The sequence below is a fragment of the Zobellella denitrificans genome, assembly GCF_002407485.1.
In the GTDB taxonomy this organism is placed as follows: Bacteria; Pseudomonadota; Gammaproteobacteria; order Enterobacterales; family Aeromonadaceae; genus Oceanimonas; species Oceanimonas denitrificans.
Genome location: NZ_CP012621.1, coordinates 1171741 through 1195468, shown reverse-complemented (window position 1 = coordinate 1195468; position 23728 = coordinate 1171741). Strand labels below are relative to the sequence as shown.

18 protein-coding genes are annotated in these 23728 nt (G+C 66.1%); 9 read left to right on the top strand and 9 right to left on the bottom strand.

Translation table 11 applies throughout. The annotated features are described in order from the left end of the window. Positions 1-322 precede the first annotated feature (322 nt). Together AN401_RS05745 and AN401_RS05740 are read right to left on the bottom strand one after the other, a co-directional pair. Positions 323-2224, bottom strand: a complete 1902-nt coding sequence (locus AN401_RS05745; RefSeq protein WP_232513394.1) for a putative bifunctional diguanylate cyclase/phosphodiesterase — start codon at positions 2222-2224, stop codon at positions 323-325. Positions 2225-2226: 2 nt separating this feature from the next. Continuing rightward, positions 2227-2763, bottom strand: a complete 537-nt coding sequence (locus AN401_RS05740; protein WP_198401814.1) for a molybdopterin-dependent oxidoreductase — start codon at positions 2761-2763, stop codon at positions 2227-2229. 218 nt (positions 2764-2981) lie between these two features. Here AN401_RS05740 and AN401_RS05735 point away from each other — a divergent pair, with 218 nt between their 5' ends. From AN401_RS05735 to AN401_RS05705, 7 genes are all read left to right on the top strand, one after another. Beyond that, positions 2982-3413, top strand: coding sequence for a hypothetical protein (locus AN401_RS05735; protein WP_094040640.1), 432 nt, complete (start codon positions 2982-2984; stop codon positions 3411-3413). A gap of 300 nt (positions 3414-3713) precedes the next feature. Beyond that, positions 3714-5252: an alanine/glycine:cation symporter family protein gene (locus AN401_RS05730; protein WP_096778757.1), complete on the top strand. Its 1539-nt coding sequence runs from the start codon at positions 3714-3716 to the stop codon at positions 5250-5252. A gap of 65 nt (positions 5253-5317) precedes the next feature. Continuing rightward, positions 5318-6736: an amidase gene (locus AN401_RS05725; protein WP_096778756.1), complete on the top strand. Its 1419-nt coding sequence runs from the start codon at positions 5318-5320 to the stop codon at positions 6734-6736. Positions 6737-7024: 288 nt separating this feature from the next. After that, positions 7025-8074 (top strand): ornithine cyclodeaminase, encoded by a 1050-nt coding sequence (locus AN401_RS05720; protein WP_096778755.1) that lies wholly within the window; start codon positions 7025-7027, stop codon positions 8072-8074. Between the two features lie 30 nt (positions 8075-8104). After that, on the top strand, positions 8105-9421 hold the full coding sequence (locus AN401_RS05715) for an amidohydrolase (RefSeq protein ID WP_198401813.1): 1317 nt from the start codon (positions 8105-8107) through the stop codon (positions 9419-9421). 202 nt (positions 9422-9623) lie between these two features. Further along, positions 9624-10985, top strand: a complete 1362-nt coding sequence (locus tag AN401_RS05710; RefSeq protein ID WP_096778753.1) for an OprD family outer membrane porin — start codon at positions 9624-9626, stop codon at positions 10983-10985. Positions 10986-11092: 107 nt separating this feature from the next. After that, positions 11093-11560: an Lrp/AsnC family transcriptional regulator gene (locus tag AN401_RS05705; RefSeq protein WP_096778752.1), complete on the top strand. Its 468-nt coding sequence runs from the start codon at positions 11093-11095 to the stop codon at positions 11558-11560. Between the two features lie 10 nt (positions 11561-11570). On the opposite strand, the gene AN401_RS05700 is transcribed toward AN401_RS05705, so the two are convergent. The 6 genes from AN401_RS05700 to AN401_RS05675 all read right to left on the bottom strand — a co-directional run bounded on the left by AN401_RS05700 (position 11571) and on the right by AN401_RS05675 (position 20755). Further along, complete coding sequence (locus tag AN401_RS05700; protein ID WP_198401812.1) at positions 11571-14993, bottom strand: mechanosensitive ion channel domain-containing protein; 3423 nt, start codon at positions 14991-14993, stop codon at positions 11571-11573. Between the two features lie 213 nt (positions 14994-15206). Then, a complete protein-coding gene (locus AN401_RS05695; protein WP_096778750.1) occupies positions 15207-17150 on the bottom strand; it encodes a bifunctional metallophosphatase/5'-nucleotidase in 1944 nt (647 codons plus the stop codon). A 187-nt stretch (positions 17151-17337) separates the two neighbouring features. After that, positions 17338-18207, bottom strand: a complete 870-nt coding sequence (gene purU / locus AN401_RS05690; protein ID WP_094040643.1) for a formyltetrahydrofolate deformylase — start codon at positions 18205-18207, stop codon at positions 17338-17340. Positions 18208-18293: 86 nt separating this feature from the next. Continuing rightward, the gene (locus tag AN401_RS05685) at positions 18294-18776 is read right to left on the bottom strand and encodes a GNAT family N-acetyltransferase (RefSeq protein ID WP_094040644.1); all 483 of its coding nucleotides are present in this window, start codon (positions 18774-18776) and stop codon (positions 18294-18296) included. A gap of 36 nt (positions 18777-18812) precedes the next feature. Beyond that, positions 18813-19127: a hypothetical protein gene (locus AN401_RS05680; RefSeq protein ID WP_142995643.1), complete on the bottom strand. Its 315-nt coding sequence runs from the start codon at positions 19125-19127 to the stop codon at positions 18813-18815. Continuing rightward, positions 19124-20755, bottom strand: a complete 1632-nt coding sequence (locus tag AN401_RS05675) for a Na/Pi cotransporter family protein (RefSeq protein ID WP_142995644.1) — start codon at positions 20753-20755, stop codon at positions 19124-19126. Before AN401_RS05675 ends, AN401_RS05680 begins: the two co-directional genes overlap by 4 nt. A 158-nt stretch (positions 20756-20913) precedes the next feature. Here AN401_RS05675 and AN401_RS05670 point away from each other — a divergent pair, with 158 nt between their 5' ends. After that, complete coding sequence (locus AN401_RS05670) at positions 20914-21564, top strand: phosphoribosyltransferase (RefSeq protein WP_096778749.1); 651 nt, start codon at positions 20914-20916, stop codon at positions 21562-21564. Positions 21565-21581: 17 nt separating this feature from the next. Here AN401_RS05670 and AN401_RS05665 read toward each other — a convergent pair whose 3' ends face one another. Continuing rightward, positions 21582-22265, bottom strand: coding sequence for a type 1 glutamine amidotransferase domain-containing protein (locus AN401_RS05665; protein WP_094040653.1), 684 nt, complete (start codon positions 22263-22265; stop codon positions 21582-21584). A gap of 191 nt (positions 22266-22456) precedes the next feature. Here AN401_RS05665 and AN401_RS05660 point away from each other — a divergent pair, with 191 nt between their 5' ends. After that, positions 22457-23719 carry a lytic murein transglycosylase gene (locus AN401_RS05660; RefSeq protein WP_096778748.1) on the top strand — a complete coding sequence of 421 codons (1263 nt, stop codon included), beginning with the start codon at positions 22457-22459 and terminating at the stop codon, positions 23717-23719. Positions 23720-23728: the final 9 nt, after the last annotated feature.

Genomic DNA, 23728 nt, shown 5'->3' with positions numbered 1-23728 from the left:
TTGTGGTGAGGAGTGAGGAGTGAGGAGTGAGGGGTGAGGGGTGAGCCGTAGGGTCGACTTTAGTCGACCGAACCACAGCACCGGTGGGGAAAAGGTCCACTGAAGTGGACCCTACAACTGACCGCGGCGCCGTTGGTGAAAAGGTCCACTGAAGTGGACCCTACAACTGACTGCGGCGCCGGAGGTGGATTGGTCCACTGAAGTGGACCCTACAACTGACCGCGACGCCGGTGGTGGAAAGGTCCACTGAAATGGAGCCTTGGGGCGGGCGGCCCGCCCGCATGAGGACAGTACCGAGGAGGGCGAAGGCCGGCGGGCCCCCTTAGGCGGGCTGGGAGTGGGACTGGCCGTCCCGCGGCAGCCAGTCGGTCACCGCGTCGGCCTGCATGGGCCGGGCCAGCAGATAGCCCTGCCCCAGCTGGCAGCCCAGTTGCTGCAACAGTCGTTGCTGCTCGGGCTGCTCTATGCCTTCGGCGGTCACCGCCATGTCCAGGCTGTGGGCCAGGGTGACGATGGTCTTGACCAGGTTGAAGGCGCGCTGGTCTGTCGACAGATCGGCCACGAAGGACTTGTCGATCTTGAGTTTGTTCACCGGCAGCTGGCGCAGGTGGCTGAAGGAGGAATAGCCGGTGCCGAAGTCGTCGAGGGCGATCTCCACCCCGAGCCGGCGCAGCTCGCGCAGGGTGTCGAGGGAGCCGGCCGTGTCCCACAGGCTGGTATCCTCGGTGATCTCCAGCACCAGGCTCTCCGCCTTTACCCCGGTCTCGCGCAGGCTGTCCGCCACCGTGGCCGCCAGTTGGCCCCGGACAAAGATATTGGGGCTGACATTGACGTTCACCTTGAGCCAGCCGAAGCCCGCCGACTGCCACTGGCGCAACTGGCGGCAGGCCCGGTGCAGCACCCAGTCGTTGAGCCGGAAGGCCAGGCCATGGTGCTCGGCCACGGCGATCAGCTCCAGCGGGCTGACCTGGCCGAACTCCGGCGACTGCCAGCGCAACAGCACCTCGAGGGATTCGATACGGCCGCTTTCCAGGTGAAAGATCGGCTGGTAGTGCAGGCTCAGTTCGTCCTTCTCCAGGGCGGCCTGCAGCGCCACCGCCAGCTTCTGGCGACGCAAGCGCCGCTCGTCCATGTCCGGCTCGAACAGCCGCACCGCAGCCTTGCTGTTGTTCTTGGCGTAGTACATGGCGGTGTCCGCGTGGCTCATCAGCTCCGGCAGGGTGGCGCCGTGAACCGGGTACAGGCTGGTGCCGATGCAGGCCATGGGCGACAGGCAGCCGTCGTTGAGCCGCACTTCCCGCGACAGTGACTGCCACAGCGCCAACGCCATCTGCTCCGCCCCGGTGGCGTCGGCCTGGCGGCGCTGGATCACCACGAACTCGTCGCCGCCGAGCCGGGCCACCACCCCCTGGTCGCCAATGGCCTGGCGCAGGCGGGAGGCGATCACCCGCAGCAGCCGATCCCCCACCTCGTGGCCCAGGCTGTCGTTGATGGCCTTGAAGCCGTTCAGATCCACCATGTGCAGCGCCAGCGGCCGTTGCTCCTTGTGGGCGGCCGCCAGTGCCTCCCCCATCAGCTGGTAAAAATACATGCGGTTGGGCAGGCCGGTCAGCATGTCGTGGTAGGCCAGCTCGCGGTTGCGCCGGTTTTCCCGCACCAGCAGCCACAGCATCAGGCCGCCGCTGATGAGCAGGCCGGCCAGATACAGCAGGGAGCGGGTACGGATATCCTGGATGATGTTGAGCTGTTGCCAGACGTTGGCGCCGGAGAAACTGTCGACATTGACCTCCCGCGCCAGTTCCCGGTAGGGCGCCAGCTCCTGCTGCAGGGCGAGGATGCCGGCCCGATCACCGGCGGTCAGAGCGTACACCCGCGTCTCCCACAGCTCCAGCTGCTCCCGGAACGCCTGCAACACCGGGAGCACCCCGGGTTGCTCCCGCAGCGGCTGGCTCTCTTCTCCCGTCAGCAGCACCTCGATCCGGCTCCACAACAGCTCGAAGCGCAGTTGCAGGTTGGCCTCGTCGTTGGTGCCGGCCACCAGTTCGCTCAGGGCATGGTCGAACTTCAGCGCTTCGGTCTCAAGCTCGGAGCTGGCCCAGCCGATGCCCTTGATGGTGCCCGATACATACTGCACCACGTCCAGATCCCGGGTGTAGCTGTAGATGGAGCTGAGGCCGAACAACAGGGCGATGGCGGTCAGCAGCAGCAGCTTGAGTTTGTTCACGATCAGCGGATATCCAGGGTTCTGAGCTGCCAGACCATCATTTCATGGTGCTGCTTGAGATTGAGCTCGGGATGGTCGGACAGGGGCAGAAGTATCCATATCGGTCCCTTGTCCCGCACCCTCATCGGCTCCCCGTCCCTGTGGGTCGCCAGCAGCAGCGGATAGTCCGAAGCCACCCCGGGGGGCAGATCCGCATGATACTGATTCAGGGCCGTGGCCCTGACCCGCTCGCCCTCGGCCCCCACCCGGTCCAGCAGATCCCGCAGCAGGACCCCGCGGTAGCGGTGTACCTGGGTGGTCCAGGGGGTGAGGGTATTGAACTCGTGCTGGGGCAGTTGCCCGAGCATGGCCAGGTCGAAGTCGGCCCGCCCCTCGGCATTGGTCACCCCTATCCTGCCGGTCACGCTGAGCACCACGGTGCCTTCGGGCGATGGCAGGGTGTCGGCCGCCCGGGCTCCGCCAACCAGCACCACCAACAGGCAGAAACAGGCGAGGGAGCGAACGAAGATCCCCCGAAGAAACGACATATCCGGCAACATGGTGCTACTCCAGCTAGCAAGGGACTCATTAGAGCTTAGATAATGATTCCCGGTTTAACAGCCCGCATGGGCGGGAGTGCAGGTTAAAGCAGTCGTAAATCGAAGTCGAGCTTATCCGGAGGCGGCCACGGGCCCGGTTTCGCCGGCCCGCCTCTTAGCGACGAACGGTGACGGGCCCGGACTATACTTCAAGGGTGTTTTTCCCCGAGGTGAGCGCCATGAAACCAACCCTGTTGCTGGCCCTGCTCTGGCCGGCGCTGCCGGCCCTGGCCATCCCTCTCGCCCCCGGCGTGCTCTCGCCCGGGCTCTATGGCAGCTACGGCCCGGGCGGCGACTGCCAGGCCCGCCCCCTGGTCAGCCTGGATGACGGCGGCCTCTACATAGTGGTGGGCAATAAACGCGGCAAGGTGGAGCCGGTGGACGTCTGCCTGAGCTGCGCCGGCGGCGCCCGCTACGAGGGCATAGAGATCTGGCTGTCGCCCCAGGTGGCCGACACCTACGCCCTGCATTTCCGCTTCAATGCCGGCGAGCAAGCCGGCCGGCTGGAAGTGGAGGATCCGGGCAACGTCAGCCTGGGCGCCAACCTGCGGGCGGTGGCCGCCGCCAGCCCCTACCGGCGCTGCGGCCCGCCGGTACAGCCGGCGGGCTGAGCCTCTCCGGTAACAGTCGCCTCCCCCCTTATCTCGTTGTCCCTTTGGAGCAGCCATGTTAGAGAGGTTGGGCCGTGGAGTTGTTACCAACAGCATGGTCCATGCAAATTTATTTCATCCTCCTCCCTCTCTACGCAACCCGTTCCCACAATCCGTGCCGAACTCCCTCCTTAACGCGAAATTTCAGCAGGGGCGCTTTGTTATTATTTTTTCACCAGAACGTCACGTTTTTCTAATGGGACGAGGGTAGGGAGCACGCCGCGGCCATTGCTGAACAGCGGCATTTTTAGGGAGAATGAGATGAAAGCTGTAATCTTGAGGGCCTTGCCACTACTGCTGCTGCCCGCCATGGCCCAGGCCGCCACGGAGGAACTGGGCACCGCCGTGACCGGCCTGGTCTACCAGTTGATGGGGGTCGTGTTTTACAGCATCCCCTTGGGCGAGTCGTCCATTCCGGTCATCGTACTGTGGCTGATTGGCGGCGCCCTGTTCTGCACCATCCGCTTCAAATTTCTTCAGTTCCGTTCGCTCAGGCTGGCCTGGCGGCTGGTGCGCGGCGACTTCAATGATCCCAGGGCGCCGGGTGAGGTCACCCACTTCCAGGCACTGACCTCGGCGTTGTCGGTCACGGTGGGGCTTGGCAACATCTCCGGCGTGGCCATCGCCATCGCCATCGGCGGCCCGGGCGCCGTGTTCTGGATGATAGTGGCAGGCTTTCTGGGCATGGCCACCAAGTTCGCCGAATGCACCCTGGGGGTGAAATACCGCACCGTTCATGCGGATGGCACCGTGTCCGGCGGACCCATGCACTATATCCGCCAGGGCTTCGCCGACAAGGGCTTGCCCAGACTCGGCCTGTTCCTCGCCGGCTTTATCGCCCTGGCCATCATGCTGGCTTCGTTCGTGTCCACCAACATGTACCAGGTCAACCAGGTCTACGCCCAGGTGGTCAGCGTCACCGGCGGCGAACAGGGCTTTATCGGCAGCAACGGCTGGCTGTTCGGCCTGGCCATCGCGCTGATGGTCGGCATTATCGTTGCCGGCGGCATGCAGAGCATCGCCCGCACCACCGAAAAGCTGGTGCCGGTGATGGCCATCATCTATGTATCCGCGTCCCTGGTGGTGCTGGCGGTGAACTACGATCGCGTTCCCGCCGCCTTCGGCACCATCATCGAGGCCGCCTTCAGCCTCGACAGCGTCTCCGGTGGCATCTGGGGTGCCATCACCCAGGGCTTTATCCGCGCCATGATCTCCAGCGAGGCCGGCATGGGCACCGCCGCCATCGCCCACGCCACCGCCAAGACCCGCTACCCGGCGGCGGAGGGCTATGTGGCGCTGCTGGAGCCCTTTATCGACACCGTCATCATCTGCACCATGACCGCCCTGGTCATAGTGGTGACCGGCACCTACACCCAGGAAGGCCTGAACGGGGTGGCACTGACCTCCAGCGCCTATGCGACGGTGCTGCCCTGGTTCCCGGTGGTGCTGGCGGTGTGCCTGTTCCTGTTCGCCTTCTCCACCATTCTGGTGGCCTGCTACTACGGCCTCAAGGCCAGCGGCATGCTGTTCGGCAATGGCCGGCTGGTGAAGGGCCTCTATCTCGGCACCTTCCTGATGCTGACGGTGGCCGGCGCCATGGTACAGCTGGATCTCATCGTCAACCTGATGGACACCCTGGTGGTGCTGATCTGCATCCCCAACATCATCGGCCTGGTCATGCTGTCGTCCGTCATCCGCGACGAGCGACGCCGCTTCCTGGCGCAAGTGGCGCGGGAAGACGCCCGCCCCCTGGCCGGGCGGGCGGAGCTGAAGGCCGCCGCCGACTCCGTCAGAAAATAACCGATATCACGCACGAGTCCCATACCGGGCCTCGGTCTACCAAATTGCACAAGAAGGAGCCCCACATGGCTATCTGGAAATGGAGCGCCGCCGACACCGCCCAACGCATCAAGGCCGGCGAAGTGAGCTGCGAGGAAGTGGTGCAAAGCCACCTGGCCCGGCTCGACGAGGTCAACCCGCTGCTCAACGCCGTGGTGGTGCCCCTGCACGAGCAGAGTCTGGCCCGGGCGCGGGAGCTGGATCGCCGGCGCAAGCAACTGGACGAACTGCCGCCCCTGTTCGGGGTGCCGGTGACCACCAAGATCAACATGGATCTGGCCGGACAGGCCAATTCCGACGGCGTGCCGGCCTACCAGGACAACATCGCCGGCGAGGACGCCCCGGTGCTCGCCAACCTCAGGCAGGACGGCGCCATCGTCCTCGGCCTGACCAACACTCCCGAGTTCAGCATCCGCTGGTTCACCTCCAACCCGCTGCACGGGGTCTCGCTCAACCCATGGGATCCCGATATCACCCCCGGCGGCTCCTCCGGCGCGGCAGCGGCGGCGGTGGCGGCAGGCATCGGCTGTATCGCCCACGGCAACGACATGGGCGGCTCCCTGCGCCACCCGGCCTACTGCTGCGGCGTGGCCACCATAAGGCCTTCATTTGGCCGCATTGCCAACGGCAACCCCAGCGCCGCCGGCGGCCGGCCGCCCATTTCCCAGCTGTTGTCGGTACAGGGCCCGCTGGCCCGCTCGGTGGCGGACGTGCGCCTGGGGCTGGCGTCCATGGCTCGCTACAGCGCCTTCGACGCCGACTGGTCGCCGGCCAGGGACAGCGGCCGGGGCAAGGGCGGCGCCCTTCGCATCGCCTACCAGGCCGATCCCTTCGGCGAGGGCGTCTGTGCCCCCGTGCTGGCCGCCATGGCCGAAGCCAGGGCGGCACTGCAGGCCGCCGGCCACCGGGTGGAGGAAGTCACCCTGCCCGATGCCCTGCTGGCCTCCGAGATCTGGGGCCGCATTACCCTGGCGGAGGTGGAGGCGCTGCAGCGGGACGAGCTGGAACGCCACGGCTCCGCCGGTGTGGTGCGTACCGTCAACGCCTACAAGGATTTCTTCGGCGAGCCGACCCTGGCCGGCACCCTGCGCGATCTGATGGAGCGCAACCGCATCCGCCGCGCCTGGAGCCAGTTGCTGGAGCGCTACGACCTGGTGCTGATGCCGGTGTCGGCAGAGCCGGCGTTCCCCAATGACCTGGATTTGCGCCAGCCGGGCGAGATCCCCCGTTTGCTGCGCGCCCAGCGCTTCCTGCTGATGATCAATGCCCTCGGCCTGCCCGCCGCCGCCGTGCCCACCGGCCTGCACCAGGGCGTGCCGGTGGGGGTGCAGCTGGTGGGCGCGCCCCTGGACGACGAGCTTTGCCTGCAGGGAGCGCAGGCGATTGAAGACCACTGCGGCACCCTGAGCGATGCCCTGTGGCAACAGGGCTTTATCGCCCGCTGAAACAAACAGAGAGTCTGTTTACGGCTTGGGCGAGGTGGGTTTGTCTTAGGCGAAAACAGGTAACAGGGCCACCTCCACCGACACGCCGCAAGTACATCCCTGTAGGCTCGCACCTGCCATCCCTGGCAGGTGACGGTCGGTGGAGGCAATCCCTGTTACCTGTTCCTGGCAGCAGGATCGCCTGATGGTGATCCCCGCCGGCGGGGTAGTGCACTTTGTCCGACGATCGCTAAACGTAACGGCTCTGAAATTCCGAGTTCCTTAATGACCAGATGTAGGTAAGAAATCATGACCCGCTTTATAGATGTTGCCAGCCTGAGTGACTATATCGGCCAGACCGGGGTGGAAACCCTGATCGAAAAGATGGTGGAGTACCTGGAGCAGGACTACCGCCGCTGGAACGACTTCGAAAAATCCGCCCGGCTGGCCAGCCACAGCGACATCGGCGTGATCGAGCTGATGCCGGTGTCCGACCAGCACCAGTACGCGTTCAAGTACGTCAACGGCCACCCGGACAATCTCGACTACAACCTGCCCACCGTCATGGCCTTCGGGGTGCTGGCCGACGTGGCCACCGGCTACCCGGTGCTGCTCTCGGAGCTGACCCTGACCACCGCCATCCGCACCGCCGCCACCTCGGTGATGGCCGCCAAATACATGGCTCGGCCCGATTCCCGGGTGATGGCGCTGATCGGCAACGGCTCCCAGAGCGAGTTCCAGGCCCTGGCCTTCCACAAGGTGCTGGGCATAGAGGAAGTGCGCTGCTTCGACGTGGATCCCACCGCCACCGCCAAGTTCATCGACAACCTGTCCGGAGTCGAGGGCCTGCGCCTGGTGCATTGCCACTCGGCCAGGGACGCCTGCGAGGGCGCCGACATCGTCACCACCGTCACCGCCGACAAGCGGCTGGCCACCATCCTCACCCCGGACATGGTCGGCCCCGGCATGCACATCAACGCCGTGGGCGGCGACTGCCCGGGCAAGACCGAAATCCATGCCGATATCCTGCGCCAGGGCCGCATCTTTGTGGAGTTCGAGCCCCAGACCCGCATCGAGGGCGACATCCAGCAACTGGCCCCGGATCACCCGGTGACCGAGATGTGGCGGTTGATCGCCGAGCACCGCTCGGGCCGCGCCAATGCCGGGGAAATCACCATTTTCGACTCGGTCGGCTTTGCCCTGGAGGACTATTCCGCCCTGCGCCTGCTGTTCGACCTGGCGGAAAGCGACGGCATCGGCCGTTTTATCGAGCTGGTGCCCAATCTGGACGATCCCCGGGATCTGTTCAGCCTGACCCGGGGCGGCAAGAAGCGCGCCCGCCTGCGCAAGGTGGCCTGACCACCTATTTTTACACTCAAGGAGATCACCATGAAAGGAATTCCGTCATTGAAGCGCGCCCCCCTGGCGCTGGCCCTGGCCGGCCTGCTCGCCCTGCCCCTGCCGGGCCTGGCGGACAGCCATGACACCCTGCCCGCCGGCGTGCAGCAGCGCATAGAGCAGCTCACGCCCCAGGTGGTGTCCTGGCGGCGAGACATCCACCAGCATCCGGAGTTGGGCAACCGGGAATTCCGCACCGCCGGCCTGGTGGCGGATCACCTCCAGTCCCTCGGGATGGAGGTGCGCACCGGCATCGCCCACACCGGGGTGGTGGGCATCCTCAAGGGCGGCAAGCCCGGCCCGGTGGTGGCGCTGCGCGCCGACATGGATGCCCTGCCGGTTACCGAGGAAACCGGGCTGCCCTTCGCCTCCACCGTGCGTACCCAGTACAACGGGGAAGAAGTGGGGGTATTCCACGCCTGCGGCCACGATATGCACGTGGCCATACTGATGGGCACCGCCCAGGTGCTGGCGGAAATGCGGGACGAGCTGGCCGGCACCGTGATCTTTGTGTTCCAGCCCGCGGAAGAAGGGGCGCCCGCCGGCGAGGAAGGCGGCGCCGAGCTGATGTTGAAGGAAGGGATCTTCGCCGATCTCAAGCCCGAAGCCATGTTCGGCCTGCACGTGATGACCAGCCCCTTGGGTGAGATTTCGGTACGGACCCAGGGCCAACTGGCGTCTTCGGATCAGTTCAGGATCACCATCCAGGGCAAGCAGACCCATGGCGGCATGCCCTGGAACGGCGTCGATCCCATCGTCACCGCCAGTCAGGTGGTGTTGGGCCTGCAGACCATACCGGCCCGCCAGTTGGATGCGACCAAAACCCCCTCGGTCATCTCCGTCGGGGCCATCAACGGTGGTGTGCGCGGCAACATCATTCCCGATACCGTGGAACTGGAAGGCACCATCCGTACCTTCGACAACGCCACCCGGGAGGAGATCCACCAGCGCCTGGAACGCACCGCGGTGAGCATTGCCGAAAGCGCGGGTGCCAGCGCAGAAGTGGTGATCAACAAGGGCTATCCGGCCACCATCAACGACAGTGAGCTGGTCAAGGCCATGGCGCCGACCCTGCAGCGGCTGGCCGGCGACCAGTTCAAGGAGGCCAGCCGCAGCATGGCGTCCGAGGACTTCGCCTATTTCGCCGGCGAAGTGCCCAGCATGTATTTCTTCCTGGGCACCACACCGGCAGGTCAGCCCCTGGCCTATCCCAACCATTCGCCCAAATTCAACCCGGACGAAGGGGCCCTGCCCATAGGGGTAAGCGCCATGACCGCCCTGGTGCTGGACTACGGCAAGCGTCAATAACGACAACAGGGGCCATGGGTGCCATGGCTCCTCCTTTTTCACCCGATGGAGCAGACACCACCGCCATCATCTTAGATTTCGTCAATCAAAACGCTACTTCAAGGATGAAGACAATGCCGAAACCGCCCATGGCAGATTCCGGCCGGTTTTTTTCGTCCTTTTTATTTGAAAACAACCTGTTGGTAATAAACGGATTTTTTATATGCAAATGAGACTGTCACCACCCGCCGCCTTTTCCGTTTCCCTGCTCGCCCTGCTGGTGTCCGGCCAGGCCCGGGCCACCCTGTTCACCGAGGGTGACGAGCTGACCCTGACCTACAAAAACGTCTACTTCAATGAATCCGCCGATGCCATCGACCAGCGCATCTGGGGCGCCGAGCGGGATGAATGGGTGCACGCCCTGTTCGTGGACTACAAGAGCGGCTTTCTCGGCGACTGGATCCAGTTTGAATACGGCCTGGCAGGGGTAGAGGACCTGCACATCGGCTCCCGGGCCAATAACGTCACCAACCTGCCGGGCGCCACCGCCGCCAACGGCTTTAAGCCCGATACCCTGTTCGGCACCCAGACCGCCTATATCAGCACCCGCTACCCAGGCGAGGGCTTCAGCCTGCACGCCGGCGCCGGCAAAAAAGCCCGCAAGTCCGCCATCTACCAGGACAGCCTCTCCCGCATTCAGCCCGCCACCTCGGTCGGTTTCGATCTTGCCGCGGACATCGGCGCCCTGCAGCTGTATTACACCGAGCTGTACAAGATGAGCCAGCGCGACGCCGACAACTGGGGCGAGTCACTTCGCACCTACAGCGGTGCCAGGGTCGATGCCCTGCGCTACTACGGCGGCGGCTACGACTTCGGCCATGGCCTCAAGCTGGAGCTGGCGGAAGCCGAGTCCGAAAGCTATATCAAGGAGCGCAAGGCCAGGATCAGTTATCTGCACCCGCTGGAAAACCGTCATGCCCTGCTGCTGAAGGCGACCTACGGCACCATGCAGGACAATGGCGACCTCTATGAGCTGAACGGCGTCGCTCTGGGCACCATCAATGGCGAGGACTATGCCCTGGCGGAAGCCGGCCCGCTGGATGCCCGCTATTACGAGCTGAGCGCCGGCTACCGCTGGCCCGACTACGGCCTGACCCTGAACTACTCCAGGGTCACCGGTGACGACTGGAACCATAACCTGGTAGCCAACGAGTTCCGCCTGTGGGACACCAGCAGCCAGTACGCCTGGATCTGGTACGGGCTGGAGGACGAGGCCGCGCTCAGCCTGCTCGGCAGCGCCGACTTCACAGCTCTGGGCCTGCCCGGACTGAGCTGGAACGGCGGCGTCTGGTATTCGGACCAGGCGCGGGGCTACACCGGCTTTCGGCGCGCCGAGCTGACCAATATGCTCAGCTACCGTTTCTCCGGCGCCCTGGAGGGGCTTAGCCTGAGCTGGCTCAACAGCTACCACAGATCCCAAGGTGAGCTGGACCAGGTCACCCGCACAGCCCACCCGGTGGGGCCGGCCATGCTGGAACGCAAGGACGTGAACCGGCTCTACCTGACCTGGACCAGGGCCTTCTGATCACCCCTGGCAACAAAGGGCCCGGCCACCATGACGGGCCGGGCCCTTTGGGATACACTGCCCGGGCGGCGCCACCCGGGGCGCGGCATGATAAGGATATTGGCCCGATGAACGCCCTCGACAAATTCGATCTGAACATTCTGCGCCTGCTGCAACAGGACGCCACCTTCTCCAACGCCCAGCTCTCGGAGCGGGTCAACCTCTCCCCCTCCCAATGCCACCGCCGGGTCAAACGGCTGGAGCAGGAAGGCTTTATCCACCACTATGTGGCGCTGCTGGATCACCGCAAACTGGGGATCAGCGTGCATGCGGTGGTGATCATCAAGGTGCGCGACGTCAGCCGGGAAGCCAAGGAGACCTTCAAGCGGCAGATACAGCACTATGATCTGGTCACCGAGTGCTGGGCCATCGCCGGCGACAAGGATGTGATGCTGAAAATCGTCGCCCCCAGCCTGGAGGTCTATTCCGACTTCCTGAGCGAGCAGATACTGAGCATGCCCAACGTCGCCTCGGCGGAAAGCTACCTGTTGCTCGACAACATGAAATACACCACCGAAGTGCCCATACAGCCCTGAGCAGCCGGCCTCAGGCCGGCTGTGCCGGTGCCTCCTTGTCGCTGCCGCCACCACGGGGCAGGTTGCGCACATGCAGATCCAGCTGCGGAAAGGCGATCTCGATGCCGGCTTCGCGGAAGGCCTTGAGGATAGCGAAGTGCAGCTCGCTGGTGGTGACCATGCGATCCTTCATCTTGTCCACGTAGACGCGCAGCTCGAAATCCAGGGTACTGGCCCCGAACAGGGTGAAGAACACCGCGGGCGCCGGCTCCTCCAGGGTCAGGGGGTGGGCCACCGCTATCTGCTCCAGCAGCGCCTTGGCCTTGTCCACGTCGGCGTTGTAGCTCACCCCCACCTTGATCACGATGCGGGTCACGTTGTCGGACAGGGTCCAGTTGATCAGCCGCTCGGTGATAAAGGCCTTGTTGGGCACCACGATTTCCCTGTTGTCCCAGTCGATGATGGTGGTGGCACGGGTGCGGATGCGCGCCACCGTGCCGCTGTATTCGCCGATGGTGATGGTGTCCCCCACCCGTACCGGACGCTCGAACAGCATGATGATGCCCGACACGAAGTTGGCCACCACCTCCTGCAGGCCGAAGCCCAGGCCCAGGGTCAGGGCCGCCACCATCCACTGCAGCTCGCTCCAGCGCAGGCCGAGCAGGGAGAACACGGTGATCACCGCCATCACCGCCAGGGCGTAGCGCAGCAGGGTGGTGACGGTGTAGCTGTGGGCCGCGTCCATCAGGCTGCTGCGGGCCAGCAGTATCTCCACCAGGCCGGGCAGGTTACGGGAGGCCAGCAGGTAGACGCCGCCGAGAAAGAAGGCCAGCAGGAAGTCCTGCAGGCTGACCGCGCTCAGTACCTCCGCCTCCCCCACCGTGATGGTGCGGGACCAGAGCGTTATGCCATCGAGCCAGGTCAGGGCCGGCAGCACGTCGGCCCAGACCCAGAGCAGCGCCACCACCAGTCCGGTAGCGGTGGCGGTGCGCAGCAGGGTACGGGTCTGCTGGTTGATGTGTTCCAGGCTGAGGTGGGGATCGGGCAGTTCGACACCGCCTTCGGCCGGTGTTTTCTCCTCTTCCGCTTCCCTCGCCTTCTGCTCGCGCCGGCGGCGGATCAGCAGGTGCACCTCGCTCAGGATCAGGGCCCGGGCCGCCAGGCTGTAGGCCAGCCACACCAGCGCCAGCACCACCAGGCTGTCGATAAAGCGGGGCAGCAGTTCGGCCACGGTGAGCAGGTAACCGCTCAGGATCAGCACGCCCATCACCGCGAACAGCAGGCTCATGCCGACACGCAGCAGGCGCCGCTTGTGCTCGCTGATAAAGCCCGTTTGATGGCGGGGAGGCGGTGCCAGCAGCTGCCAGGTGGCCAGGCCGTTCACCAGGGTGCTCAGCAGCAGGTTGATACGCCCGAACACGTCGTAAACGCCTTCGTCCGGGTGGGCGAAGCTCAGGGACAGCAACAGGATGAACAGCAGTTGCAGCGGCAGGAACCAGGACAGCACGATGCGCAGCCGGGACATCAGCAGGGGATGCCAGTCGAAGTGCACCGGGCCCAGCCCGCCCTTGCGGGTGAAGGACAGGAACAGGTGGCCGACCAGCCACCAGAGGGCGATATTGCGCAGGGTCACGGCCAGCACGTCCACCGCCGGATCCGATTCGGACAGCCCCGCCGGTTGCAGGGACGCGGCCAGCAGCAACACCGGCACCGGCAGCACCCGCAGCAGGCTCCAGCCGATGGCCTTGAAGGTCAGGTTGATGTTGTCGGTGTAACGGTGGGAGCACTGCTCCGCAATCTGCCCGAGCTGCGCCCGGCTGTTGCGCCCCCACCAGGCGAGCAGGGCCGCCAGCGCCACCACCAGCACGGTCCCCAGGGGATTGGCCGTCACCACCAACCAGAGCACGGCCACCAGCGAACGCCAGTTGCCCGGGGTGAGCAGGCTCAGGGTGGCGTCGGGCAGGCGCTTCAGCCAGTCCAGATCGATCACCGAATGGCTGGGCCACCACAGCAGGCTCTCGCCCAGCACCTGATCCAGCTCCGTCACCAGCCGGTTCACCTCCCGCAGCCGCACCTCGTTCTGGCGCAGCTGCTCACTGAGCTGCTCTTCCGCCTGCAGTTGCAGGCTCAGGATCTGGAACTTGATCCGGTTCAACTCGCTCCGGGCCGGGTCCTCGGTCAGCAGGGGCGGCTGGGCCTCCAGCTCGCGGAGCTGGTCACGCAGGGAAATGCTGCGCAGCCGGGACTGGGCCAGCTCCCGCTCCAGTTCCCGCAGGGAAAAGCGGGATTCCTTGTATTCGTTGAGCCGGCGCTTCTCATCCAGGAACTGGACGCCCAGGGCCTCGGTCAGGCCGCCGATCTCGAGCCGCTCCCGAATGCTGCCCAGGGTCTGGGCCAGGCGGGTTTCCCGCTGGCCGTAGTCGTCCCGTCGCGCCTGCAGTACCCGCAGCTGCTCATAGGCCGCCGCCACGGCGTCGATGTTGCCGCGCAGCGCCGTCAACTCGGCGGAGAACCGGCTGGCGGCCTCCGGCTCACGCTCGGTCAACTGGTGCAGCTCCACGCTGAGCGCCCGCAGCTCGGCGGATGAGCGCTGGTTGAACTCCGCTTCCAGCACCTGCAGGTGCAGCCCGAGCAACTGCTCCGCCAGGCCCAGGGCCTGGATCTCCAGCCGCAGCAGTTCCAGCCGCACCGGTATGGTCCTGGCATCGAGTTCGGCGGCCAGCAACCGGGCTTCCTGCTGCCGCCGGGCCGCCAGTTGCAGTTGCTCCACCGCCTCGGCCAGGCCCGGTTGCTCTTCCCCGGCCGCCGGCACCGCTATCTCCTCCACCGGCTGACGCCGGATCTCCTCCAGGCTCTGCTGCTGGCCACGTAACTGCTCTTCGAGCCGGGCCTGGGCCTGCTGTTTCTGCTCCAGCTCGCTCAGCAGCCGGTTGTGGCGAACCTGGTACTCGCCGATGTCGCTCTCGATGCGGGTGAGGGAAACCTCCTGCTGGTCAAACTCGGTGAGCAGGCGACCGAATTCGTCCAGCTGCTGGCGGGCCTGGCCCAGGCGCTCATCGAAACCGCGGGCCAGCTCGACCCGCTCCAGCGCGCCCTTGAGCCGGGCCGTGGCGGCTTTCTCAACATCCAGCACCTGCTGCCAGAGCTGGCGCTCCGGCTCGGACAGCGCCTCGTTTTCCAGCTGCTGTCCGGCCCGGGTCGCCAGTTCTCCGTTCAGCCAGGCCTGGGCCGGCGCATCGTCGATGGCCGCGACCTGGGTTTCCAGTTGTTCGCGCCCCTGGGCCAGGGCCGTGCGCAACTCGGGCAGTTGCCGAGTCAGCAGCAAGGCGGCCGTGTTGGGATCCTGGTCGAGAACCCCGGCCTGAGCCTGCACCTCGGCCTGAGCCTGGGCCTGGGCCTGGGCCTGGGCAGGCAGGCCCCACCATAACAGCAGACAAAGCAACCAGCCGGTCACACCCACACCGGCACTAGCGGAACGACGCATAGACAGCCACGCACTCGAGGAGAAAAAACAGGGCTAGATAATACGCCAGAAGGGACGGGGCCGGCGAGCCCCGGAATGAAATGGGGATTGGGGATTGGGGATTGGGGATTGGGGATTGGGGATTGAAGACCGGAACCGGGAACCGGACAATCCCCGGTTCCCGGTTCCCAGTCCCAGTCTCGGTCAGAGCCGGTTAAGGGTAATACCCGACTCCGGCAGGGCGGTCAGTACCGGTCGCTGGCTGCGCACGTAGTCGACAAAGGCCTGGGCGTCGGTGTTGCAGCGCACGCCCTGGGCCTTGCAGTCCAGCGGCTGGTTGATGTAGTGCACCTGCACCCGGCCGCCGTCGGTCTTGCTCAGGCGGGCCACCGGGAAGGCGGCAAGCTTGCCGTTGACAAAGGCCAGATCCAGCCGGTCGGTCAGCACCTGCTGGGTCGCGAACAGGGTGTTCCAGCCGTCGTTGCCGGAGGCGTTGTAGCTGGTCATCACCACCTGGTAGCTGGCTTCGGGGTCAAGCCGCTGCCACTGGCCGTCGCGCCGGACCTCGATACGGCTGAGAAAGCCCCTGTCCCTGCCGGTTTCGTCAAACTGGTAACGCAGGCCCGCCACATAGGGGAACTTGCCGGTGTGGGCGCCCTCGGGCAGGGAGGCGTTGATGGTCTCCAGCAGCAGGCCCGCCACCTGGCGGCCGGTGAGGGAAACGATGCTCATGGCGTTGGCGAAGGGCAGCAGTTCCAGGGTGACGTGGCCTTCCTTCAGCTCGCCGGGCTCCAGGCTGGTGCGCACGCCGCCGGCGCCGACCAGGGCGATGTCGGCGCGCCGGCCGGTCACCGCCTGCACCGCGGGGGTATTGGCCCAGTACAGCTGGCTGGCCGCCACCAGGGGAGCCACTTCGGAACCCTCGCCATTTACCGGCAACCGCACGTGCCTGAGCGCGGCGGGCACATGGCCGATCACCCGGCCATAGGCCCGGTCCAGGGCCGGCTTGTAGTTCTCGTCGATATGGGCGCGCAGGGCCGGATCTTCCTCCACCAGGGCGATATTGGGCTGGGCCTCGATATAGGCGGCGACCCGCTCGGCGTCCTGTCCGGACAGGCGGTGCTGCTCGGCGCGGCGGATATCGCGGAAGAAGGCGTTGTCGGACAGCAGGGTATTGCCGCCCTCGCAGCGCAGCAGCCGGCCGTCGGGGGTCAGGGTCAGGTCCACCCGGCCCATGGCCTGGGCATACTGGCCGGCCTGCACCACGCAGGTCTTGCCACGGCCGTCCTGGTTGGTGAACACCTGGGCATAGGGCTCATTTTGCTCCCAACCCAGGTTGCGGAAGTCGCCGAGCAGGCTGTGGGAATGGCCGCCCACGATCAGATCGATGCCGTTCACCTCTTTTGCCAGGCGCTGATCCCGCTCCAGCCCCAGGTGGGTGATGGCGATGATGTTCTTCACCCCCATCTCGCGCAGGTGGCGCACGGTGCGCTGGGCGCCCTGCACTTCCTGCTCGAACCGCAGTTCGCCCACGTTGGGGGCGATGTCGGCCATGTCCTCCAGCACCACGCCCATCACCGCCACCACCGGCCGGCGACCGGCGTCCTTCAGGGTCTCGACCCGGCGCTTCTTGTTGCCGTCGAAGGCGTAGAGCACATAGGGCTTGAGGTTGCCCGCCTCGGCCAGGTGCGGATCCCGGCTGGCGTCCAGGTTGGCGGCCAGCACCGGGAACTCGACGCTGCCGATAAAGGCGGCCAGGCGCTCGTTGTCGAGATCGAACTCGTGGTTGCCGAGCGCCATGGCATCGAGCTGCATCCGGCTCAGCACGTCGGCGTTCATGGCGCCCTGGTTGAGCTTGAAGTAGCCGGTGCCCTGCCAGGCATCGCCGCCGTGCAGGAAGAGGATGGGCTGATCGGCGGCGGCGGCCTGCTCCTTGAGTCCGTTGGCGAAACTGAGCAGGCGGGGATGGCCGCCCAGGCGGGTGAACAGGGCCCGGTTGTCGAGTTCCAGCCGCGCATCGCTGGGATCGAAGTGGGAATGGGTGTCGTTGATGTGGGCCACGGTCAGGGTAAAGGGCTGATCCGGCTGCTGGCTGGCACAGCCCGCCAGCGCCAGGGCCAGTACCCCGGCCACTATGCTTTTATTCATGGATGGATAAACTCCGTTTATTGATAAATGTCGTGCTCTTGGGTTCTGCGTGCCTGGTCGACTGAAGTCGACCCTACAAAATGCACCGGGGCCTGCCGTAGGGTCCACTTCAGTGGACCACTCGCCATCGGCATCGTGGTTCGGTCGAATAAATTCGGCCCTACGGCGGCCGTACCTGCCGCAGGGCTCAACTGGTAAAGACCACCGTCTTGCCGTTGTGCAGGAACACCCGCCGCTCGATATGGTACTGCACCGCCCGGGCCAGGGTGATGCATTCGATGTCCCGCCCCTTGGCGATCAACTGTTCCGGGTAATGGCTGTGATCCACCACCTCCACTCCCTGGGTGATGATGGGGCCCTCGTCCAGATCGTTGTTGATGTAGTGGGCGGTGGCCCCCACCAGCTTGACCCCCTTGTCGTAGGCCTGGTGGTAGGGTTTGGCGCCCTTGAAGCCGGGCAGCAGGGAATGGTGGATATTGATGGCCCAGCCCTCGAGCGCGGCGCACATGGCGGGGCTCAACACCTGCATGTAGCGCGCCAGCACCACCAGATCCGCCTCGCATTCCCTGATGATGGCGAGCACCTGTGCCTCCTGCTCCGCCCGGTTGGCGTCGTTCACCGGCAGGTGATAGTAGGGAATGTGATGCCAGTCGGCCAGGCGCTGCAAGTCCGGGTGGTTGGAGATGATGGCCGGGATCTCGATGGCCAGCTGGCCGGTACGGTAGCGGTAGAGCAGATCGTTGAGGCAGTGATCGAACTTCGACACCAGTATCACCACATTGGGCCTGTGGCGGGTGGCGGTCAGTTCCCACTGCATCCCGAACTGTTCGGCCCGGGGGCGGAAACCGGCCCGGAAACCGTCTTCGTCGAAGGCCGGCTCCCGGGGCGGGCGGAATTCCACCCGGATAAAGAAGTGTTCGCTGATGACGTCGTCGAAGGTCTGCATTTCCACCACGTAACAGCCCTGCTCGCGCAGGTAACGGGTCACCACGTCCACGGTGCCCAGGCTGCCCCGACAATGGGCGGTCAGATAATAGGTGTCTCTCGGCTTGGCCACGGATGCCCTCCCTACCCAGATAAATGATGTACCCTCACGGCGCGAGCCCGCTATTTTGCGGCAATCCGCGCCATTGTGCCAGTGGCTCAGGCAGACGGTGGCGCCAGCGGTTTTTCCATCAGGAAGCGGGTGAACACCAGCCCGCCCCGGTTGACCTCCTGCCGGCTCAGCAGCAGGAAGCCGCGCTGCTCGAACAGGGGCTTGGACAGCAGGCTGGCATCGGTGCGCAGCCGCGCCACGCCACGCCGGGCCGCCTCGGCCTCGATATCCGCACAGAGCCGGCCGGCCAGGCCCCGCCCGGTATGCTCGGCCAGCACGTAAAGCAGGGCCAGGTGATCGTCCGGGTGCAGGGTGGCGAAGGCCACGGGGATCTGCTGGAAGGCCATGATGCGGGTGTAGCCGTCCCGGATCAGGGCCTTGAATTCATCCGGGTACAGATAGGGAAAGGAGGCCCACACCGCGACCTGGTCGTCGCTGTAGCCCTGCCGCCCCTGGGCCATGACCGCATCGTGGTAGATCAGCTCCAGGCTGCTGAGATCGGTCTCTTGATAGTCTCTGATCAGATACATGTCGGCTCCGAGAGCATGGTCGGTCCGGGCGGTCTGTTAATTCTTGTCCGCCCCGTCGGGCTTGTCCAACCAGCGCAGCTTCATCTCCCTGTTGCGGGCGACCAGGGCCATGACCCCGCCCGCCAGGCACACCATGACGCCGAAGATCCAGGCCGGCGCCGGCCCCCACAGCATGACGCCGGAGCCGGACAGCAGCAGCACGAAGCCCATCAGCTTGGCGCGGGTGGCTCGGCCGTTGACCGACAGGCGCGCACCGCAGTGGGGGCAACGAAAATGCACATCGAGCCCCCGGCTTTCCCGTTCGGTCACCTGGGCGGGGCGGATCACTTGCTCACAACTGGGACACTTCACACGTTTTCCTCATCTGCTATGGGTTCGGGGCCGGCCTCGACCAGGCTGCCCGGGGCGATTTTGTCCTTGCCGGCCAGGCCCTGCAAGTAAAACAGGCAGCGTTCGCCATGGTAACTGAGCCGCTCGCAACTGCGCGCCAGGGTCAGGCCGTCGAGGGTGGCCTCCATCGCCAGCTTGCGGGTGGCCGAGGCCTGCAAAATGGACAAGCGGATATCCTGGTTGTGCTGGCGCAGGGCCTGCAAGGCCTGCTCGATATCCTCTTCCTGCCGGTGGTCGGTCAGCGCCTGGGCGGCGTTGAGCAGCAGCGCCGCCAGCTCCCGGGCGTGCTGGCTGAGCGGGATGATGGCCTGCACCTGGGGCTCCCAGCGGATCTTGAGCGCCTCGTGGGCGCTCTGGCGCACATGATCGAGCAGGTGCAGGCAGGCGTTGAGCCGGTTGAGCACCTCCCCTTCCGCCTCCGGCAGCCGGGCCAGGTAACGGGCCACCACCTCGGTGGCGTCCCGGGCCTCGTCCAGGTTGGCCACCACGAAACCGGCCTCCTCGTTGCGCAAGCGGGCGGCGGCGTTCTGCAGCACCACCTGGGCGCACTGGCGCAGGGTGCCGTGGGCCGCCTCCACCGCCAGGGAGGGCACCACCTGCATGCTGGCGTCGAGGTGGCGGGTCAGGGCGGGCCGCGGCTCCGGCAACAGCCGCTCGGCCAGGGCCGCCAGCTGGGCGGTAAAGGGCAGGAACAGCGCCGCCCCCAGCAGGTTGAACAGGGTATGGAAGGCGGCCAGGGTCAGGGCCTGGTGGTCGCCCAGGCCGTCGCCGGTGAGCCAGTCGGCCAGCCAGATCAGCAGCGGCAGAATAAAGAAAGCCAGGGTGCCGGCCCCGATATTGAACAGGATATGGATAAGGGCGGTGCGCTTGGCGGCGATGGTGGCGCCGATGGCGGCCAGGGCGGCGGTAAAGGTGGAGCCCAGGTTCTGGCCGATGACCATGGCCCCGGCCTGCTCCAGGGACAGGGTGCCCGTGGCCAGGGCGGTCAGGGTGATGGCCAGGGCGGCGCTGGAGGACTGCATCAGCAGCGTCATCACCAGTCCCACCAGCAGCAGCATAAAGCGCGCGCCCAGGGTGGCGGCGCCGAACCGGCTGAGGTCGATGCGCTCCGCCAGCCCGCCCATGCCGCTTTGCAGCAGGTCCAGCCCCACGAACAGCACCCCGAAGCCGGCCAGGGCGATGCCGGCCGAGGCCAGCCGTCCCTTGCCCAGCAGCCGCAGCAGCACGCCGACGCCGACCAGGGGCAGCAGCAGGCTGCCGATGGACAGCTTGAGCCCGAGCAGGGACACCAGCCAGCCGGTGCTGGTGGTGCCCAGGTTGGCGCCGATAACCACGCCGATGGCCTGGCTCAGGGAGAGCAGGCCGGCGGACACGAAACCGATGGTGGCCAGGGTGGTGGCATGGGAAGACTGCACCAGGGCGGTGATGGCCGCCCCGCTCAGCACCGCCTTGATCCTGGAGCCGGTCAGCCGGCCCAGGGTGGTGCGCAGCCGGTCCCCGGCCAGGGCGGTCAGCCCCTCGGTCAGCAGTATCATGCCCAACAGGAAGAGGCCGATGCCGCCAAGCAGGGTGCCGATGGTGGTGAACATGGTGAAACCGCTCCCGGTGCCGATGATGCCCACGGGCCGCCTCGGGGCCCGACAAAACAGCGATGATAACAAAGCCTGGCCGGGCTAGCTGCCGGGGCAGGCGGATTTTGCCGGATTTTTGCTAGGGTTAAGACAGGAGTCAGCACAGGAGCACCGCCATGTCCCCCTTCCTCCATCGACGCGCCGCCGGCCAGGCCCTGGCCAGGGCCCTGCGGCATTACCGGGGCCGCCCCGACCTGCTGGTGCTGGGCCTGCCCCGGGGCGGGGTACCGGTGGCCTTCGAGGTGGCGAAGGACCTGGGCGCGCCCCTCGACGTGCTGCTGGTGCGCAAGCTCGGCCATCCCCACCACGAGGAACTGGCCATGGGCGCCATCGCCTCGGGCGATATCCTGGTGTGGAACCCGGAGATCCGCGGCCGCCTTGAGCAGGAGCGGATCGAGGCCGTGCTCCGCCGGGAGCGGGCGGAGCTCGAACGCCGGGAACACGCCTACCGGGGCGATGCCCCGCCCCTTGCGCTGGCCGGCGCCACCGTGCTGCTGGTGGACGACGGCCTGGCCACCGGCGCCACCATGGAGGCGGCGGTACGGGCGGTAAAAAGCCGGCGGCCGGCACGGCTGGTGGTGGCGGTGCCGGTCAGCTCAACCGAGGCGGCGGCCCGGATCCGGGCCCTGGCGGACGAGTTCGTCGCCCTGCTGGTGAGCCCGGCATTCGGCTCGGTCGGCCAGTATTATCTCGACTTCGGCCAGACCGAAGACCAGGAGGTCCGTGACCTGCTGGCCGAGGCGGCCAAGCCGGGTACCTTGCCGTAAGCGGACGACAACCGGGGTCATCCCTCCAGCTCCAGCAAGACCAGCTCGGCCACCGGTCCGCCGGAGGCCGGGTTCTGCCCGGTGATCAACCGCTGATCGCTCACCGCCAGGGGCAGCCAGGGTGCCTCCGCCTTCTGGTAGAGGGCGCCGCGTTTGACCAGTTCATCCTCGGTGAGAAAGGGCACAAACCGATCCAGCTCGGCCAGTTTTTCCTCCTCGTTGGAAAAGCCGGTCACCTCCTTGCCCTTGATCAGCAGGGAGCCGTCGCTCAGCCGGATATTGAACAGGCCGGCGGCCCCGTGGCAGACGGAAGAGACGATGCCGCCGCTCTCGTAGATGCGCTGGCCGATCAGTTGCAGCGACTCGTTGTCGGGAAAATCCCAGATGACGCCGTGGCCACCGGCGTAATAGATAGCGACATAATCGTCCGGATCGACCTCGGCGGGGCTGAGGGTCGCCCCCAGCCGGTTCATAAAGGCCTTGTTCTGGTACCAGCGCCAGTCCAGCTCGTCGGCCATGGCCAGGCTGTGGGGATCGATGGGGGTATAGCCGCCCCTGGGGCTGACATAGTCGACCTGGTAGCCGGCCTCCTCCATCCTGCTGACGAAATGCACCGCCTCGCCCAGCCACAGGCCGGTGGCCCGGTTCAGGTTGGGATACTTTTCCACGCTGGTCACCACCACCAGAATTTTCTGTTTCATCACACCTTCTCCCTGCCATCGGCAACCGGTTACCAGTGCAAGCTTAGTCCCGCTGCCGTCAAAATGGGCCGGGGCGGAACGATTTACGTGGCCAACGGCAAGGCAACGCGGGCGACAGCCCGCAAACCCCTTTAATTTTTTCCGGCTTGGGATATGCTGCGGGCAGTCAAGCCAACCGACGGGATAAGAATTTGAAACAAGCTTACCTCAGTGCCCTGGTGATCGGCGCCGTGCTCAGCGGCTGCGCCGGCCAGGCCGAAACCTCGCAGCCGGCCCCCGCCGCCGTCCAGCCACCGCAGCCGGCGGCCAGCACTGTGCCGCCCGGCGCCGCCGAGCAGCAGAGCTTTTCCGCCTGGCGGCAGGGTTTCCGCGGTCGCGCCCTGGCCGCCGGCATTCGCCCGGCGGTGTTCGACGCCGCCTTCAGGGACGTCAAACTGAACCAGGAAGTGATGCGCCTGGACGGACGCCAGGCCGAGTTCACCAAGCAGATCTGGGAATACCTGGACACCGCCACCTCCGCCACCCGCGTCAGCAACGGTCGCCAGAAATGGCAGGAACTGGCCCCCACCCTCAAGGCCATCGAAACCCGCTACGGGGTGGACGCCAAGGTGGTGCTGGCCATCTGGGGCATGGAAACCAACTACGGCTCCTTCCGGGGCAACACCGGCATCATCGAGGGCCTGGCCACCCTCGCCTTCGAGGGCCGCCGCCGCAGCTTTGCCGAAGAGCAGCTGATCGCCGCGCTCAGGATACTGCAGTCGGGCGACACCAGCCCCGAGCGGATGCGCGGCTCCTGGGCCGGCGCCATGGGCCACACCCAGTTCATGCCCACCAGCTACCTGCAGTATGCCCAGGACTTCACCGGCGACGGCAAGCGGGACATCTGGGGTGAAGACCCCACCGATGCCCTGGCCTCCACCGCCTACTACCTGGCCCGTTTCGGCTGGCAGCAGGGCGCGCCCTGGGGACTGGAAGTGAAACTGCCGGCCGGCTTCGACTACGGCCTGGCGGATCAGGACAACCGCCAGCCCGTGGCCTACTGGCGCGGCAGGGGCATCACCACCCTCGACGGCCGGCCGCTGCCGGATCACGGCGAGGCCGCCATACTGGTGCCCGCCGGCGCCCAGGGTCCGGCCTTCGTGATCTACAACAACTTCCGGGTGATCCGTCGCTACAACAACGCCACCTCCTACGCCATGGCGGTGGGCCACCTGGGCGACAAACTGGCCGGCGGCGGCGAGTTCCGCACTCCCTGGCCACGGCACGAGCGGGCCCTGAGCCGGGTCGAGAAGGAAGAGCTGCAGCGCCGGCTCACCGCCCGGGGCTTCGACACCCGGGGCGCCGACGGGGTCATCGGCCCCAACACCATCAGCGCCATCCGCGCCTTCCAGCAGTCCCGCGGCCAGGTGGCCGACGGCTACGCCAGCGAGTCGCTGCTCAAGCAACTGCGCTGAGGCCGGGAG